The organism is Sphingopyxis selenitireducens, from assembly GCF_051550705.1.
Lineage (GTDB): Bacteria > Pseudomonadota > Alphaproteobacteria > Sphingomonadales > Sphingomonadaceae > Sphingopyxis.
This window is the reverse complement of record NZ_JBPULG010000007.1, coordinates 25537-42014: the sequence shown is the minus strand read 5'-3', so window position 1 is coordinate 42014 and position 16478 is coordinate 25537. Positions and strand designations below refer to the sequence as shown.

The 16478-nt window shown below is 62.4% G+C and carries 8 protein-coding genes; 4 read left to right on the top strand and 4 right to left on the bottom strand.

Features of this window, described 5'->3' with window-relative positions; translation table 11 throughout:
- Positions 1-279: 279 nt before the first annotated feature.
- Complete coding sequence (locus tag ACSYDV_RS21115) at positions 280-2340, top strand: TonB-dependent receptor domain-containing protein (protein WP_438326044.1); 2061 nt, start codon at positions 280-282, stop codon at positions 2338-2340.
- Positions 2340-3467 (top strand): PepSY-associated TM helix domain-containing protein, encoded by a 1128-nt coding sequence (locus ACSYDV_RS21110; RefSeq protein ID WP_438326043.1) that lies wholly within the window; start codon positions 2340-2342, stop codon positions 3465-3467. Before ACSYDV_RS21115 ends, ACSYDV_RS21110 begins: the two co-directional genes overlap by 1 nt.
- A gap of 189 nt (positions 3468-3656) precedes the next feature.
- On the opposite strand, the gene ACSYDV_RS21105 is transcribed toward ACSYDV_RS21110, so the two are convergent.
- From ACSYDV_RS21105 to ACSYDV_RS21090, 4 genes are all read right to left on the bottom strand, one after another.
- On the bottom strand, positions 3657-6521 hold the full coding sequence (locus tag ACSYDV_RS21105; protein WP_438326042.1) for a M16 family metallopeptidase: 2865 nt from the start codon (positions 6519-6521) through the stop codon (positions 3657-3659).
- Between the two features lie 77 nt (positions 6522-6598).
- The gene (locus ACSYDV_RS21100) at positions 6599-9706 is read right to left on the bottom strand and encodes a TonB-dependent receptor (RefSeq protein WP_438326041.1); all 3108 of its coding nucleotides are present in this window, start codon (positions 9704-9706) and stop codon (positions 6599-6601) included.
- Positions 9707-9858: 152 nt separating this feature from the next.
- Positions 9859-10806, bottom strand: coding sequence for a FecR family protein (locus ACSYDV_RS21095; protein ID WP_438326039.1), 948 nt, complete (start codon positions 10804-10806; stop codon positions 9859-9861).
- Positions 10803-11303 (bottom strand): RNA polymerase sigma factor, encoded by a 501-nt coding sequence (locus tag ACSYDV_RS21090; protein ID WP_438326038.1) that lies wholly within the window; start codon positions 11301-11303, stop codon positions 10803-10805. The genes ACSYDV_RS21095 and ACSYDV_RS21090 overlap by 4 nt, the downstream gene beginning before the upstream one ends.
- Positions 11304-11947: 644 nt before the next feature.
- On the opposite strand from ACSYDV_RS21090, the gene ACSYDV_RS21085 reads away from it, so the two are divergent.
- Both ACSYDV_RS21085 and ACSYDV_RS21080 read left to right on the top strand, forming a co-directional pair.
- A complete protein-coding gene (locus tag ACSYDV_RS21085) occupies positions 11948-13453 on the top strand; it encodes an MFS transporter (protein WP_438326037.1) in 1506 nt (501 codons plus the stop codon).
- Positions 13454-13534: 81 nt separating this feature from the next.
- Entirely contained in the window at positions 13535-16477 is a 2943-nt protein-coding gene (locus ACSYDV_RS21080) for a TonB-dependent receptor plug domain-containing protein (RefSeq protein ID WP_438326035.1), read from the top strand.
- The last annotated feature ends 1 nt before the right edge of the window (position 16478 follow it).

Genomic DNA, 16478 nt, shown 5'->3' with positions numbered 1-16478 from the left:
GCCGCCGCATTCCTTCTTTTCCGCCCTCCTTGGGTCTGTTCGGCGAGATTGAGAGCTACCCATTTTGGGATCATCACGGCCGATTTCCGTCGGGCGGCTTTCAGATAACGCGGTGGCAAAACAGACATTAGCTTCATTGAGCCGCGCCGAGGGGGAATTCCGGTCTCGGTGCCTACCGAATGAACAGCCATCAAAATGATGATTATAGCGCACGTTAATTGACATTAGTTCGCAATAGCGATTAGTGCACCTCCGAACATGAGCTTGAGGGGGCCGATGATGACATTACGTACCATTTATCTGACAAGCTGCGCCGCAGCGTTCGCACTTTCCGGCCATATCGCGCACGCTCAGGAGGGCGAAGTGGAAGGTGCGACCGACATCGTTGTGGTCGGCGCCCTTACCAACGTCGCGATTGACCGCGAAGAGATCGAAGTCATTCAGGCCAATGACCTGACCGACCTCTTCCGCGGCGTGCCGTCGGTATCGGTTGGCGGCGGCGTCGGCCTTGCACAGAAAATCTATGTCCGCGGGCTTGAGGATTCCTTGCTCAATGTGACGATCGACGGCGCGCCGCAGCGTGGTACCTTGTTCCACCATATCGGCCGCGTGACGATCGAACCGGAAATCCTCGAATCCGTTGACGTCCAGGCAGGGCCGGGCGAGGCGACGGCAGGTTTCGGCGCGGTCGGCGGCGCGATCCGGTTTCGCACGCGCAACGCGGTCGACATGCTGCAGGACGGCCGGGACATCGGCGGCATCGCCAAGGCCGGCTGGTTCAGCAACGACGGCTACAAGCTAAGCGGCACCCTTTATGGACGCGTTGCAGGTGACATCGGCATTCTCGCCTCCTACGTCCACGTAAACCGCGATCCGTACAAGGATGGCGACGGCGTGCGCCAATTGGCGACGGGCGCGGAACAGAATCTCGGCTTCGTCAAGATCGGCGGCGAGCTCGGCGGCGGGCACCGGTTTACCGCAAGCTATGAGCAGCGCCGCGAAAGCGGTCGTTTCGGCCAGCGCCCAAACTGGCCGGTCCTCGCTGGCGACCGCCTTTTCGAAGCCAAGGGCAAGCGCCAGACCGCCATATTAAACTATGGGTTTCAGGGCGAGAGCGGCGTCGGCGTTGAAGCGACCGGCTACTGGACGCGCACCAACTTCACGCAGGACCGCTTTGACCGCTGGGGCCTTTATGGCGCCGAGATCGAGACTTATGGCTTCGACGTCCGTGCGAAGCTCGCCATCGCAAACCACGACATCACCGTCGGCGCCGAACATCGCCGCGACCGCGTGACGAGCGAATATCTGGGCGCTCCCGCAATGTGGCAAGACTGGGCGTGGGATCCCAACATCGGCAGCTTTACCGAAAAGGGTTCGCTGATGGGTGTCTATGTCCAGGACCATTGGCGCGTCGCCGACCCGTTGCTGATCAGCTTTGGCGCGCGTTATGACGCGTATGACCTCGACCAGAGAACCTATCGCACCGGCACGCAAAGCGACGGCGTCAGCTTCAACATCGGCGCCGAATTTGAAATCGTCCCCGGCCTCAGCCTCAATGCCGGTTTTGCCGAAGCGTTCCGTGGCAAGGAAATCGGCGACGCGTTCACGCTCGAAAAACGCCCCGGTCGTCTCGCCCTGTCGCCTACCTTGCGTCCCGAGCGTGTCGACAACCTCGAAGGCGGTGTGAAATATGAGCTTGGCGGCTTCACCGCGTCGGCTGTCTATTATGAGATGACGATCAAGGATGTCATCCTCGACCAGCTCGGACGCGATGCCTCGCAGTCGATCCAGGACGCGGTTTATTATGAGAATGTCGGCAAATTCAAATCAAAGGGTGTCGAACTGCGCGCAGGCTATCGCACGGGTCCATTCAGCCTCGAAGCCTATTATAACCACTATGATTCGCGCCTAAACGGCAACCGGATCGAAGGCTATGAGCATATTGCGCTCGGTAATTCGATGGGCGACAATTGGGCGGTGACCGCAGGTTTCCAGCCCAGCGACTATTTCAACTTCCGCGCCAGTCTGACACGCGTCGAAGATCTGAACAATATCGAAGTGTTGTTCCGCGAAGTGCAGCTTTACCCGGATGATATTTCGGAAACGCAGTTCATCAACAAACCCGGTTACACGACGGTCGATCTGTTCGGCAGTTGGCGCCCGTTCGGCACCGACCGCCTAGAACTGCAAGCGGCGGTCTATAATCTGTTCGATAAACGCTATATCGCGCATGCCAGCGTCGCCGATTACGGCCAGCTCGGCCTGCCCGACTATGCCATTGTGTCAGGTCTTCCCGAGCCGGGCCGCAACGTCCGCCTGACCGCGTCCATTCGATTCTGATGGCTGGCGCGGCCGTCCGTCGGCGGCCGCGCCACGCCCTCAAGCTCTGGCACCGCTGGTTCGGGCTTCTCGCCTGCCTGTGGCTGGCATTGCTAGCCGCGACGGGCATCGCGATCAGTTTTTACGACGAGCTTGATAGCGCGCTGAACGCCGACTGGCGGACGGTCCCCGTATCAACCAAGGTCGCGCCCATCGACATCGCCATCAAAGCGGCCGAGCGCAAGCTGCCCGGCTTCGCGCCAAACATGATTGAGCTTCCCGGTCATCGTGGCGACAGCCTGTGGATGATGGGCCGCGCGCCGATCGATAGCGCGCCGCGCACAGTGCAGGTCTTTGCCGATCCGCGCGACGGATCGATCCTTGGATGGCGCGAAATCGGTGCGATCCAATTCGACCGGCGCCACGCGATGGATATACTCTATGGCCTGCACATCGATCTGCTGGCTGGGCCGTGGATGATGTGGCTCTTCGGGCTCGTCTCGCTGTTCTGGGTGATCGACCATGGCGTCGCGATCGCCCTGTCCTTCCCCAAAGGCATGCATTGGTTGGGTGCGTTCCGCACCGGCGGGCGCCGTGGCAGCCTTAAACGCCTGTTCGATTCGCACCGCGCCTGGGGGATGTGGTTCCTGCCGGTCACGCTCGTCCTTGCCGTAACCGGCGTCACGCTCGCCTGGCCTGATGACAGCCGAGAAGCCGTCGCCCTCGTCTCGCCAATCACCGGGCGCCTGCATGAAAGCATGGCCGATATCCCGGAAACTGCGCCAGCGATCGACGTCGATGCAGCCATCAGACGAGTCCTCGGCAACAGCGGCAATCCCGTGCACAGCGTCCGCATCTTCCCCGATCACGGCGTTTATGCCGTCCGCACCTTTGACGCGCGCGACCGCGATGATCAGGGGCGGCTCTGGACTTATGTTGCGATGGATGACGGAAGCATCGTCGGCACGCGCCATGATAATGGCGTGACCACGGGAGACCAGTTCTTCGCTTGGCAATATCCGCTCCATTCGGGAAAGGCCTTTGGCCTCACCGGCCGCCTGCTGATCCTTGCCGGCGGCGTCGTGACGCTGTGGATGTGCCTCAGCGGCCTCAAATTGTGGTGGCGCCGCGGACGGCAACTAGCCTGACTGGAGTATTGCAACGCGCGTTTGGCCGATTTCAGTCTGTCAGCTCTCAAGCGCTCCCCTTGCCAAGCTGACATTTCATTCCCGTGCGTCACGCGCTGTGCGACTGGAGCGAATTGACAACGGGCGTGAGATACAGCGGACCAAGGCGACGGTCCTGCAGCAACCTGCAGGACCGTCGCCATCTGACAATCAGCGCCCTTTCACGATTTTTCCCTCACTATCGATCACCGTCACTGTACCCAGATCAAGCGCCCGCACCTGCTCCTCGATCTGATCGAGCGGCCCCATCACCACCCAAGTGAGCGCATCCGGCCGAATAGTGCGCGCGAAAGCATCGGTAACCTGTTCGGGTGTCATGGCGCGAACCCGCGCCGCATATTGTTCGATATAGTCGTCGGGCCAGCCCGAACTCCTGGCGTTCAACAGCACCATGGCCACCATATCATTGCTCGCGAGCCCGCCGGGAAGGGCGTAGAGGGTCGCTTTCTGCCGATCGATTTCCGCCTTCGTCGCCGGCGTCTCTCGCGAGACAAAGCGCGCGATCTCGTCCCTTATTTCGCGCATCGAATCTGCGGTTCGATCGGCCTGGACCATTGCGCTCGCCGACCACGCCCGCTGATCCTTGCCGCCGCCCGAACTTGCCCCCGCGCCATAGGACCAACTCTTGTCCTCGCGCAGGTTCATGTTCAGCCGCGATACGAAGCCGCCCCCCAGCACGCCGGTCGCCATATCGATCGCGTCGGTCGCGGCATCATTTTCCTGCCCCGGGATTAATTGCGCGACCGCGACCATCGATTGCGGGGCACCCGGTTGGTCGATCAGAAACACGCGCGGCTTTGCCGGCAGCGCAGCCTCGACGTTTTGCGCGGGTTCGACCGCGCCCGATTTTTTCCATGAGCCAAATCTGGCTTCCAAAATCGGCATGATCTCCGCCATGGTCGTATCGCCGACGACAACGATCTGAGCACCGTCGGCGCGCATGCGATCCTTGTGAAAGGCGACCATGTCTTCGCGCGTTACCGCGTTGATCACTTCCTCCGTTACCAGCTCGCCCGACAGGTGATCAGGGCCGTACAGAAGATGGGGCACGATACGCCGCACAGCGCCGGCCGGCTGCGACCGTGCGCTGGCCAGGCTGGCCGCCGCCTGTTCCTTCGTGCGTTCGATTTCGGTCGCGTCGAATTGAGGGCGGAACATCAGATCGTTCAAAAGGTCGAGCGATTCGCCCAGCTTTTCTTTCACGCCCTGCATCGTGAAACTGGTGAAATCGTTGCTGACGCTGCCGCCCACCTGCGCGCCGATTTCCTCGGCACGCGCCGCAAATTCGAGCGCGTCATAATTGCCGGCGCCGCGAGACAGCATCGATCCCGTGAGGCTGGCACGCAATGGCTTTCCGCCGTCGCGCCGGTCTGCAAGGACCCCGCCCGGAAGGGTGATCGCAAGCGTCAACAGTGGCGCGTCGCTGCGTTCGACGACGGTCACGTCGATCCCGTTCGAAAGGGTGGCATATTGGAACGGAGGGAGTTCGAGCTCAGGAAATTCGGTCACCTGAGGCACCCCGCGACTGCGATCGATCCCTTTGCCGACCGCGCGGAACTTCGGATCGGGCGGCGGTACGACGGCAGGCGCCCTCACGATATCAGGCGCCGCCGGCTCGGGCAGCGAACCGGCCGCCACTTCACTCTTCTGTACTTCGACCGTGTGCGACGGCGCGTCGAGCCAGCGCTTGGCTGCTTGGCGGACGCGATCAGGCGTCAGCGCCATCAGACGTTCGATTCCCTCGCGCCAACAGTCGGCGCGCCCGTTCAGCGTGGCACATTGATTCAGGATTTCGGCGCGCATCGACACCTTGGGGAGGCCCTTCACAAGGGCTGCGCGGATCGCAAAACGCACGCGGTCGAGTTCGGCCTGCGTGGGCCCTTCAGCGATCATGCGCCGAACCTCTTCATCGAGCAGGGCTTCGACGCGCGCGGCCTCAACACCGTCGTTCACCCGCGCGGTGACGCTGAACACCCCCGCGATTTCGAGACCCGAATAGCCGGCGCTAACGGCGGTCGAGACGCGCTCGCGCTGGATCAGCCGGTCGCGCAGGCGCGATGAGCCGCCACCCCCCAGGATGCTGCCCAGCACCTGCAGCGCGGCGGCGTCGTCGGCCTCGCTGTGGGGGGCCGGCCATGCGCGATAGATTGCGACATGCGGCACACGGTCGGGAAAGATCGCCCGCGTACTTTCGGTCAGGCGTGGCGTGTCGGGCACGTCCTTCGGCACGCTGGCGCTCGGTGCGATATGCCCGAAGTAACGTTTTGCCTTCTTTTTTGCATCGGCAAGGGTGACGTCGCCGACGAGTACCAGCACAGCATTGTTGGGCCCGTACCAGCTTTTGAACCAGGCCTGCACATCTTCGAGATTGGCGGCATCGAGGTCCGCCGACGATCCGATCGGCATGTGGCTGTACGGATGCGGAGCCTGAAAAATGCCGCTCAGCAGTTCATCCATCACCAGCCCATAGGGCTGTCCGTCCCGCTGTTTCTTTTCATTGTGAACGACGCCGCGCTGCTCGTCGAGCATCTCCTGCGTCACGGCCCCGAGGAAGTGGCCCATGCGGTCCGACTCCATCCACAATGCCATGTCGAGCGCAGGCGTCGGGACGGTCTGATAATAGTTGGTGCGATCGAAACTGGTCGTCCCATTGCGGTCGGTCACCCCCACTTGTTCGAATGGGCGGAAATATTCGTCGCGGTGGTTTTCGCTGCCCTGGAACATCAGGTGTTCGAACAGATGCGCAAAGCCGGTGCGGCCGGGATCCTCGTTGCGGCTCCCCACATGATACCAGATGTTCACCGCGACGACTGGGACGGTGTGGTCGGTCTGAACGATCACCCGCAACCCGTTAGGCAGCGTAAATTCCTCGTGCGGGATATCGATGCCAGCCACGCCCTGCGAAGTGGCTGCTGCGGCAGCGACGGGCGCATGGATCCTGGCGGACACGGGGCTGGTCAGGCATGTCGTAACAAGGGCGGCGAGCAACAGCCCGCCACGGATCGGCTTCATCATGTCGGCTTTCCTCTTGTTTGCGCACGCCGTGCCGACGGCAGCCCCGGAAGACCGCCGGCACGCCGCTAGACGCTTCTTCAAAATCGCTGGGTCAGGGTCACATAATAGGTGCCGCCCCGGACATCGCCGTACGGGCTGATCCGAAGCGCGTTGCCGGAATCATAGGGCGGCGCCTTGTTGAAGACGTTGCGGGCACCCGCGGCGAGTTCTGTATTCTCGAACAGCCGGACATTGCCAAACAGATCGAAATAGGCCTGCGAGGGAACATCTGCCGCGCCCTGCGCTGCGACGAACTGCCGCGTCGCGGTCAGATGGTAGCCTGACGTGGACCGCGCGCGGACGCCGATTCCCCAACGGTCGTTGCTATAGCGGATCGTCGCATGGCCCCGCCATTCGGGCCCGCCCTGACCGCCCCCGGTGTCGAGGAACGAGATCGAACCTGTCCCGGAATAGTCGCGCGCGGGGCTGCTGTCGCTGATCTGGACTTCGAACTGATAGGCCCAGGTGGCACTCAGCGAGAAATCGAGCTTGCCGCCGAACGCGGCGGTGCTGTAATCGGCCGCAAAATCGAACGCGCTGACCTTTGAACCCCACAGATTGACCAGCGACAGATCGAGCTGGGTGACCGGACCGACGGAGAAGCCACCAAAGCTCGCGGGGTCGGTATTGCGCGTAACGCGATCAGGATTGGCGGCGATGAAATCATTGAAGATCTGCTGAAAATCGCTTCCCCCCAGCACGAGGAGGCCGGGCTGATAGAAATTGTCGCGTTTTTCAATCCGTGTCCAGTCGACCGACAGCCGCAGGGTCTTGATTTGCTGCGGCTGGAGGATGAACCCCGCGGTATAACTTTTCGAGCGTTCCGGCCGCAGCGTCGCATTCCCGTTGTTGATAACGGGGATTTGCAAGAATAACCCCCGCCCGATCGGCTGGTTGCCGCGCAGTGGATCGGTCAGCAAGGTGAATGAGGTCGTGGACCGCGACACGAGCTGCGATGCGTCCTGCGGACGATAGCCGGTCGCATAAGATGCGCGCAGCGTCAGATCGGGCGCTGGTTGCCATTTCAGGCTATAAGTCGGGTTGAAGGACGAGCGCGACGCCACCCCGCGCGGGATGACGGTGCCTTCCGGGGGGCATTCGATATCGAGATCGCTGTTGTCGAGCGGCCGCAAAACATTGAGGCAGCCGAACAGAGGATCTGCCCCATCGAGGCGATATTTTTCATAGCGACCGGCCACCGACAGTTCGAGCGAATGCACGAAGGGTATGTTGTTCGTCGGAGATACCAGCGGGATACGTCCCTCGAAATAAGCTGCGTCATTCCGGACATTGCGCGGGACGCTATAGATGATCTGAGAGGAGATGTTGCTCGACGTGTAGGAAACTGCACCGGGCAGTGAGGTTTCGGTTCGCTGGAGATGCGCCGATATGGTCGGTTTGCCGCCTGGCAGCTGAATCGGCAGAGGTCCGGCCAGCCGCAGCGACGCCGTCGTGGTCGTCGATTTGCGATCGCGAGAGCCTTGGGGGATATCGAGATAATCAAAGTCCCAAGGGATGGCCGCTTGATCGCGGATCACATTCGCTGTTGCGGCAAGCGCCGTCTGAAAGGCTCCCGTCAGATTGGCGGGGGCCTCGTTGCGCGTATTGGTACGGTTCCAGCTGTAATCTGCCGAGCCCTGCCAATCGAATGGCAGGTTGACGATCACGCCGCCGGTCGCGCGCAAGCCGACGCTACGGTAGCTTGAATAGCGCGGTTCACCGGTTTCCAAAAGCGAGACATACACAGCTTGCTGAAACGGGTTGTTTGGCGCGTTGGCCGCGAGCTGAATGCTGCTGGCGGCAGCGTGCACGGCGCGCGTCCCCTCGTTACGGTTGGCGGCGAACTCCGCAAATACCTTGAGTGCCGGAGAAATTTCCTGCCGGATCGCGACCATCCCCGACAGATTTTCAGTCGCATTGACGATCTGGGCGCGTCGGCCCCATACGCCGGCGATAGATGTCTGCGTCGTATCCGCGATGTCGGTGTTGTAGGTTCCGGCGTTCGCGATCAATCCCGCCGCTCCGTCGAGCGCGATCCCCCGATACCCTTCGGGCACATGAGTGAAACTCGACCCCAGCGATTGGCCGCACCAAGCTGGAGTGTTGGCGGCGCTGCACGCATCGAAGGTCAATACCGACCCGTTGGCGCTTCGGATATTTGGGGTCGTCCCCAACAGAACCGCGTTGCTTGCCGGGGCGAGCGTCGCGTAACGGCGGCCATAATCGACCAGATAATCGCGCTGCCCGAAAACCAGCGGACCGCTCTTTTCCCAGCTTCCCGACACCGAGACATTCGCGCCGCCCCACGGCGTGAAACCGCCCGACGCATCGATCCGCCGCTTGGTGCCGCCGCCATCGTAGCCACCGCCATAATTGGCCGAGATCTCGAAACCCCGATAATCGCGCTTCAAGACGATGTTGATGACGCCGCCCGTCGCACTGCCGCCGTAGATGCCTGAGGCCGACGAAGCCAGAACCTCGATCCGTTCGATCGAGTTGAGCGGAATGCCGCTCAGCAGCGGCTGCTCAATGCGCCCCTCGCCATTGTTGGCGTTGATCGGCGCGATCCGACGCCCATCGACCAGGATCAGCGTCTCTCCCGCGCCGAGGCCGCGCAAATTGATCGTCCCGGCCTGGTGGGTCGTTCGATTATTCTCATTAATCGACGGATTTGCGCTGGCATTCAGGAAATCGCGAAAGAAATCCTCGAGATTGCTCGAGCCCGATCTTTTGATCTGCTCGGAATCGAAGATGATGTAGGGCTGCGCATCGTCGCGGGTCCGCTTGATGTCGGTGTTCAGCGACCAGTTGCGCTCTCCGACAACCAGAATCTCGGGCCGCGCGCCATAATCGATGCCCTCACCAGCTTCGTTTCCCGCGTCAACTGCGCTCCGCGAGCGGACAACAGTATAGGTTCGGGGCCCGGTCTGCCGATATTCCAGCCCCGTGCCTTTCAATAATCTGTCGAGCGCTTGCTGGACGGTCATGTCACCCTTCACCGCATTCGCCCGTTTATCTTGCGTGATGCGTCGCGCCGCGATGATCTGAATATCGCCCTGTCGCCCCAGCGCCGTCACTGCCGATTGCGCCGCCTGAGCGGGAATATTGAAGGACTTGGTTTGCGCCAAGGCCGGCGCCGCGGTCACGGCGCACACTGCTGCGGCAGTGATCATCAATCTATTGCAAGCCATCGATATCGAGCCCCCTTGTCGGACGACAGGCATTCCCCTTTTTTTGCCTGCCTGCACGATAAGAGACTTGGCCAATCGATATCCTTCACCCCGATGGCAGAATTATTTCACTTTCGTGGCTGACCGATCCGGATTTCGGTGGCCTCTGACATGTCTACGGGCACGTCGAGGCTGCTTCCGAGAGCCTTGGCGAAGCCCGCCGGATCGTCGGTACCGAAGACGCCATCGAACCGCTCTGCCGCCAGCGCCGGATCGACGATGACAATCTGACGCCGATTGTAGCGATTGAACTCGGCGACCGCGTGATCCAGGCGGTCGCCGAGCAGGTCGATCTTGCCCGCTCGCCAAGCGAGCGCCCGGTCGACCGACGAAGGCCCGGCTGGCTCGCGCGAGATCGCAGCATTATCCGTTACGAAGGCACGCGCCCCGGCTTCGAGGCGTATCCGGTGGCCTTCGGCACCCTCGACCCAAGTCTCCACCACCCCTTCGGTCACCAATATGTCGGCGCCATTGTCCCGGCGGCGCACCGAAAAGGCTGTGCCCACCGCGCGCACCCGCACCCGCCCCGCTTCGACGACAAAGGGTCGCGAAGTGTCCTTGACCACCTGAAACCAAGCCTCACCTTCGTCGAGACGAATTGCGCGCGACGCCTCAGCGATGTTCACCTCCACCTTGCTGGCGGTATTGATCGTTGCGATCGATCCGTCGGCAAGCGGAACCCGTCTTATTTCACCGACCCCGGTCGTGTAGCTCGTCGGCAATCCGGCCCACAGGAAGGCGCCGACCAACGACGCAGCGATTGCGCCCCCGCCGAAAGCGGCAAATTGACGCCGCGAAAAACCAGAGCGTGGAGCGGGGGCATCGTCTGCGGCCGCTGACATGAGCGAAACATCGGTGGCCGCCCACGCCGCCTGCGCCTGCAGCAGCGCCCCGGCATTGAGCGCGTCCTCCGAGATCCAGCGCTGCAGCCTGGCTTCGTCGTCAGAAGACCAGTCGCCTCTGTCCATACGCGCCACCCAGAGCGCAGCCTGTTCGGCCCTGCCCGTCGCGTTCATCGCGACGCTCCTTTCTTCGGCACCGCCGATGCCGGCGACGCTGTCACGTCACCGGCAGCCAGCGCCGCCTGTATCGCCCGGACGCCTTGCCACACCTGCTTTTCCACAACCTTCTCGGTCACGCCCATGCGCGCGGCAATTTCCTTCTGCGACAGACCCTCGATCCGCCGCATCCGCACGATCTCGCGGCACCTTTCTGGAAGTTTGGCGATCAATCCCAGCACTCTTTCATATTCCAGCCGCCCCCCGGCTTGCCGCTCGGGCGACGGCGCATCGTCGGCAGACCAGGCCTCGATCTCCGCGACGCGGTCGATCGGAACGATACGCGCCCGCTTCACATTGCGGAGCAGCAGGTTACGCGCGATCGAGAAGAAATAGGCGTCGGCGCGGTCGATATGATCGACCGACTCCAGCATCGCGAGGCGACAATAAGCCTCCTGAATCAGCTCGTCGATATCCTCGGGCGACACGCGCGCCCGGGAAAGCCAGGCACGCACCGCCGGCTCGTGGGGAATGACTGAACACGCCACCCACTGCGAGATGCGGACCCGCCGCTGAAACTCCTTCGTATCGCCCGTGGCACCCTCTCCAGATTTGCAGACGAGAAACCGATACGCTCTCCCTGAGACACAAGAGACCCGGCTAGCAAGAATCCTTCGCTCACATCACGATTTTTTAAGCGCCGCCTGCCCTTCAGGACGACGTTTAATATCTGCCAGTGGCCGGTCGGAGACAGTCCGCTTTCGGGCGGCGATCTGAATCGCGGCTATATATGGGGCCGTCCGATCCCGCCAATGTTACGCATACGTCCGGCGCTTGCAGGGGCGGGATCCCTGAGTTGCCAGCACCGAACTCTGCGGAACGAGCCTCGATCAGCCCGCCGCGCTGACTTGCGCGCACCGGCCTTGGGAAGCCGCCGACGGGACAGGGGGACGCACTCCGACAGACCCTGACATTCAGCAATATGAAGAATACGGTTTGCTCCATGCTGCAGCGAAATCCCTAGATTACTCCTATTAAATTGAGCTATAATCCCTACTCTGACAAAGCCTCTTGCGAATATTAAAGACTCGGGTATGTTCTCGATCGAGAGAGGGCGCCACGAGAGACTCCTCCTCGAACAGGGCAAGAGGAGCCTAGAATGTCGCAGCCTTCTGCACCGCTCCCCGCGGTAGGATTCAAAACCAAATTCTTCTTCGGGATCGGGTCGCTCGCGCAGGGCGCGAAGACAGTGGCCTACAGCGCGTATCTGCTGATCTTCTACAATCAGGTGATGGGTGTACCGGCATCGCTCGTTTCGACCGCCCTCCTCATCTCACTTGTGATCGACGCGATCAGCAATCCGATCCTCGGGCAGATCAGCGACAACACGCGCTCACGATGGGGACGACGCCACCCTTATATGTATCTGGCGGCCGCCCCCACGGCGCTTCTGTTCTGGGCGATGTTCAATCCGCCGGCCGACCTCGGCAACAGCGGGATGTTCTGGTACATTCTCATCGTCTCGATGCTCGGCCGCATCGCGATCAACTTCTATGAACTGCCGTCCGCTGCACTCACCCCCGAGCTGACGAACGATTATGACGAGCGCACTGCTCTCATGACGTGGCGCTACTTCTTTGGATATGTCGGCGGCCTCGGAATCGGCACCCTCCTCTTCTTCAAGCTTTTGCAGCCGACACCGGACTATCCCGTCGGCCAGCTCAACCCCGAGGGCTATCATCAACTCGGCGTCGTCGGCGGCGTTCTGATCTTCGTCTCGATCATGGCGTGCGCGCTTGGAACGCATGACCGGATTGCCTTTGCCCGGCAAGCTGAAGAGCGCCTCCCCCGCCCGCTGACGGCGCATTTCAGGGAACTCGTCCAGACCCTTTCGCACCGCGGCTTTCTGGCACTCCTCGCCTTCGGCATCATGAAATATACGGCCGCGGGAATGTACGCAGCGATGGCGGTCTATTTCGGAACCTTCGTCTGGGAGCTTTCGCCGACGAGCATGGGCCTGCTGACGTTCGACGGCGTCGTCGCGGCGACCATCGCCCTCGTCATCGCACCGCGCCTGTCACGGCGCTTCGGCAAAAAGCCCGTCGCCATGACGCTCGCGATCGCTGGCGTAACGATCAGCCTCGTCCCGCTCGGGCTGCGGCACTTCGGCCTGTTCCTGCCGAATGAGCCCGAAGCGACGCTCGTCGCGGTTCTGTTCGCCTTCGCCTCTTTCTACGGCGCCGCCACCGCGACGTCGCAGATCATGACCAGCGCGATGATTGCCGATGTCGTCGAGGACAGCCTGATCAAGACCGGCCGGCATTCGTCCGGCGTCTTCTTCGCCGCCTCGTCCTTCATGCAGACCTGCACGGCAGGGTTCGGCGTTCTTGCCGCAGGGGTCGTACTCAATGTCGCCGCATTCCCTGCCGGCGCCAAACCCGGCGAGGTGCCTCAGGAGACGATCGACACGCTGATCGGGATATATCTGCCGACAGCCGCCCTGCTCTGGTTCATCGGAGTCGGCTTTCTCACCTTCTACCGGATCGACCGGGCGGCGCACGAGGCCAATCTGGCCCGGCTCGAACTGGCCGGCCCGCTGCAGGACGAGACCGACCCTATCGAAGCCGATTACGCGCTGAACCAGCGACCAGCCACTTCCCCCTGAGGGGATCCGCGCCCGACCCGGGCCAAATCAGCAATCGACAATGAGCGGGCTCGAGCCGCGCCGTGATGGAGAGGGAAAATCATGAGAGGAAAACTGCGCTTCGCCGCTGCGAGCGGCCATGCCGCGCTGATGGCAATTGGACTTTGTGCCGTCGGTGCCCGGGCGGAGGAAGTCGACGATGCGGGCAACGCCGAAATCATCGTCACCGGCTCGCTCATCCGCGGGGAACGGGAGGATGGCGCCGCCCCCATCGACGTTATATCCGCCCAGGATCTGGTCAGGCAAGGGTCTCCGAGCGCCGTCGAGTTGCTCAAGGCGCTGCCGATTGCCAATGGCACGCTCGGCGATTCCAACCAGTTCGACAGCCGGAGCCAGGGCTCCGAAGGCATCGCGAGCATCAACCTTCGCGGTCTTGGTCCCTCGCGCACCCTCGTGCTTCTCAACAGCCGCCGCATGGTGCGCGCCGGGAACGGCGTGCCGACGGTCGATATCAACATGATCCCGATGGCTGCGATCGGGCGCATCGACATATTGAAGGACGGCGCGGCGGCCACCTATGGTTCGGATGCAATCGCGGGCGTTGCCAACTTCATCACCAATCGCGCCCTCGAGGGCCTCGTGGTCAGCGGCGACTATAAACTCGTCGAAGGCTCGAACGGCGACTATACGCTGAGCGCAGCGTTCGGGCACCGGCAGGACGGCTTCCGGGTCCTCGCATCCTTCGGCTACCAGAGCCGCTCCGAGCTGATGGCGACCGATCGCTCATTCGCCATCGGAAGCTATCTCGACAATCCCGAGAACGGCTTCTCCACCGGCGGCAATCCGGGCGTCTTCCTGCCGGTATTCGGGAACGGCGCTGCCGCAGGCACCGTGCGGGCCGATGTCGGCTGCGTACCGCTTGGCGGTACCCTGCTCTCCGCCAACGGCGTGGCGAACCAGCGCTGCGCCGGACAATATATCGGGTTCGATGCGCTCACCGACACCGAGCGCCGCCTCCAGGCCTATGTCGAGGTCGGCATCGAGGTTGCGCCCGACATCGAGTTTGAGGCCACGGTGCTGTTTGGCCACTCCGAGGTCCCGCACATCAGGACATCGCCCTCCTATCTGCTGCTCCAGCGACCGTCCGCGAGCGTCCTGCCCGCCGCCTTCGGCGCAAGCGCGATCCCGGGCTGGTATGTGCCCGCGACCAATCCCGGCTATCAGGCCTATCTCGCCGCGAACCCGGGGGCGCTCCCGGGGACGGTTTCCGGGATCCCGGTCGCCGGCGCAACCTTCCCCTATCTTCTCTTCCGTCCCTTCTTTCTCGGAGGCAGCAACGGGTTCGATCCATCGGGATCGCGCGCATCGGATTCGATGCGCTTCACCGCTTCGCTGGCCGGAAAGCTCACCGACGCGCTCGATTTCGACGTGTCGTTCACCTACCACAATTATGTTCGGCAGCTGAACAGCTTCGATCTCATCGGCGACCGCGTCCAGCTTGCGCTGCGCGGCTACGGTGGCCCGGACTGCGGACGCACAAGCGGAACGCCGGGCACCGGCGGCTGCCTTTACATCAATCCCTTCAGCAACGCGCTCGCGGGCAATGCGGTGACCGGAGCTGCGAATCCGGGCTATAACCCGGCCGTCGCAAACGCACCCGGCCTTGCAGCCTGGCTCTATGCCGAATCGCGCTCGCGCACCTACACCGGCCTCTTCGTCGGCGAGGCCAGTGTCAGCGGGCGAACGGGCATCACCCTTCCCGGCGGCGACATGATGTTCGCCATCGGCGGGCAGTATCGCAAGGACCAATATCGCACCCGTCTTGGCGTCTTCAACAATCTAGACGCGATGCCCTGCCGCGACACCCCCATCAACGGCAACAGGATTTGCAGCCCCGAAAGCGGCCCTCTTGGCTTCCTCGGAAGCAATCGCGAGGCCGATCTTTCGGGCGATGTCTACGCGCTGTTCGCCGAACTCCGCGCGCCGCTGTTCGACAGCGTCGATCTGCAGCTTGCCGCCCGCTACGAGGATTACGGCGGCGCGATCGGCTCGACCTTCGATCCGAAGGCAACGCTCCGCTGGCAGGCGACCGATTGGCTGGCACTGCGAGGGTCGGTTGGCACGACCTTCCGCGGACCGCCGCTCACAACGATCACCAATGGCAGTTCAACCTCGCTCCAGATCATCGGCAGCGCTTCGCGTCCGGTCGAGGTTGTCGGCAATCCCGCGCTCAGCCCGGAGACCGCGACAAGCTACTCGGCGGGCGCGATCGTCCGCACCGGCGGCTTCACCTTCAGCGCCGACTACTTCCGCTATGATATCAGCGATCTCATCATCGCCGAACCCGTTGCTGGCATGGCCAATGCGCTCTTCGGCGCAACGGGATCGGCCAACTGCGGCAATCCTGCCTTTGCCGCGCTCGAAGCCCGCTTCAGCTTCAACGGGGCATGCGGCATCAACAATGTCGCCCGTCTCCGCACCTTCTACAAAAATGGCGCCGGCGTCAGCAATTCGGGGATCGACTTCATTGCAAGCTACCGGTCCGACGACATGCTGGGCGGGCGCTTCGGTGCGGGGCTCACCGCCACCTATGTGCTCGAATATCAGGTCGAAGACGAGACCGTCGAGGGTATCATCGTCCAGCCGGCCTTCGATGCCGTCGGTAAGCTCAACTATCAGACGACCGCCTATCCGCTGCCGCGCTGGCGCGGTCAGGCCTATGTCGAATATGGCTCCGGTCCGGTCGATGCCCGGCTCACGCTCAACTATGTCGACAGCTATGTCGATCAGCGCACTGCGCCATTCGCACCGAGGGCCGAACTGCCCGGTACCCCCGTCATCTCCGACGGCAAGCGGATCGGAAGCAATCTGACCGCCGACATTTCGGCGCGCATCAAGCTTCCCTTCGAGACCGACCTCAGTCTCACCGTCATCAACATCACCGGCGAGGAGCCGAGCTTCGCGCGTCTCGATTATAATTACGACCCGTTTACCGGCAGCGCCCTTGGCCGCCAGTTCAAGGTCGGGCTGACGAAACGGTTCTGAA

Coding starts and splice junctions, on each gene's coding strand:
- ACSYDV_RS21110 (WP_438326043.1), top strand. CDS start 2,340: ATGGCTGGCGCGGCCGTCCGTCGGCGGCCGCGCCACGCCCTCAAGCTC.
- ACSYDV_RS21115 (WP_438326044.1), top strand. CDS start 280: ATGACATTACGTACCATTTATCTGACAAGCTGCGCCGCAGCGTTCGCA.
- ACSYDV_RS21080 (WP_438326035.1), top strand. CDS start 13,535: ATGAGAGGAAAACTGCGCTTCGCCGCTGCGAGCGGCCATGCCGCGCTG.
- ACSYDV_RS21085 (WP_438326037.1), top strand. CDS start 11,948: ATGTCGCAGCCTTCTGCACCGCTCCCCGCGGTAGGATTCAAAACCAAA.
- ACSYDV_RS21105 (WP_438326042.1), bottom strand. CDS start 6,521: ATGATGAAGCCGATCCGTGGCGGGCTGTTGCTCGCCGCCCTTGTTACG.
- ACSYDV_RS21095 (WP_438326039.1), bottom strand. CDS start 10,806: ATGAACGCGACGGGCAGGGCCGAACAGGCTGCGCTCTGGGTGGCGCGT.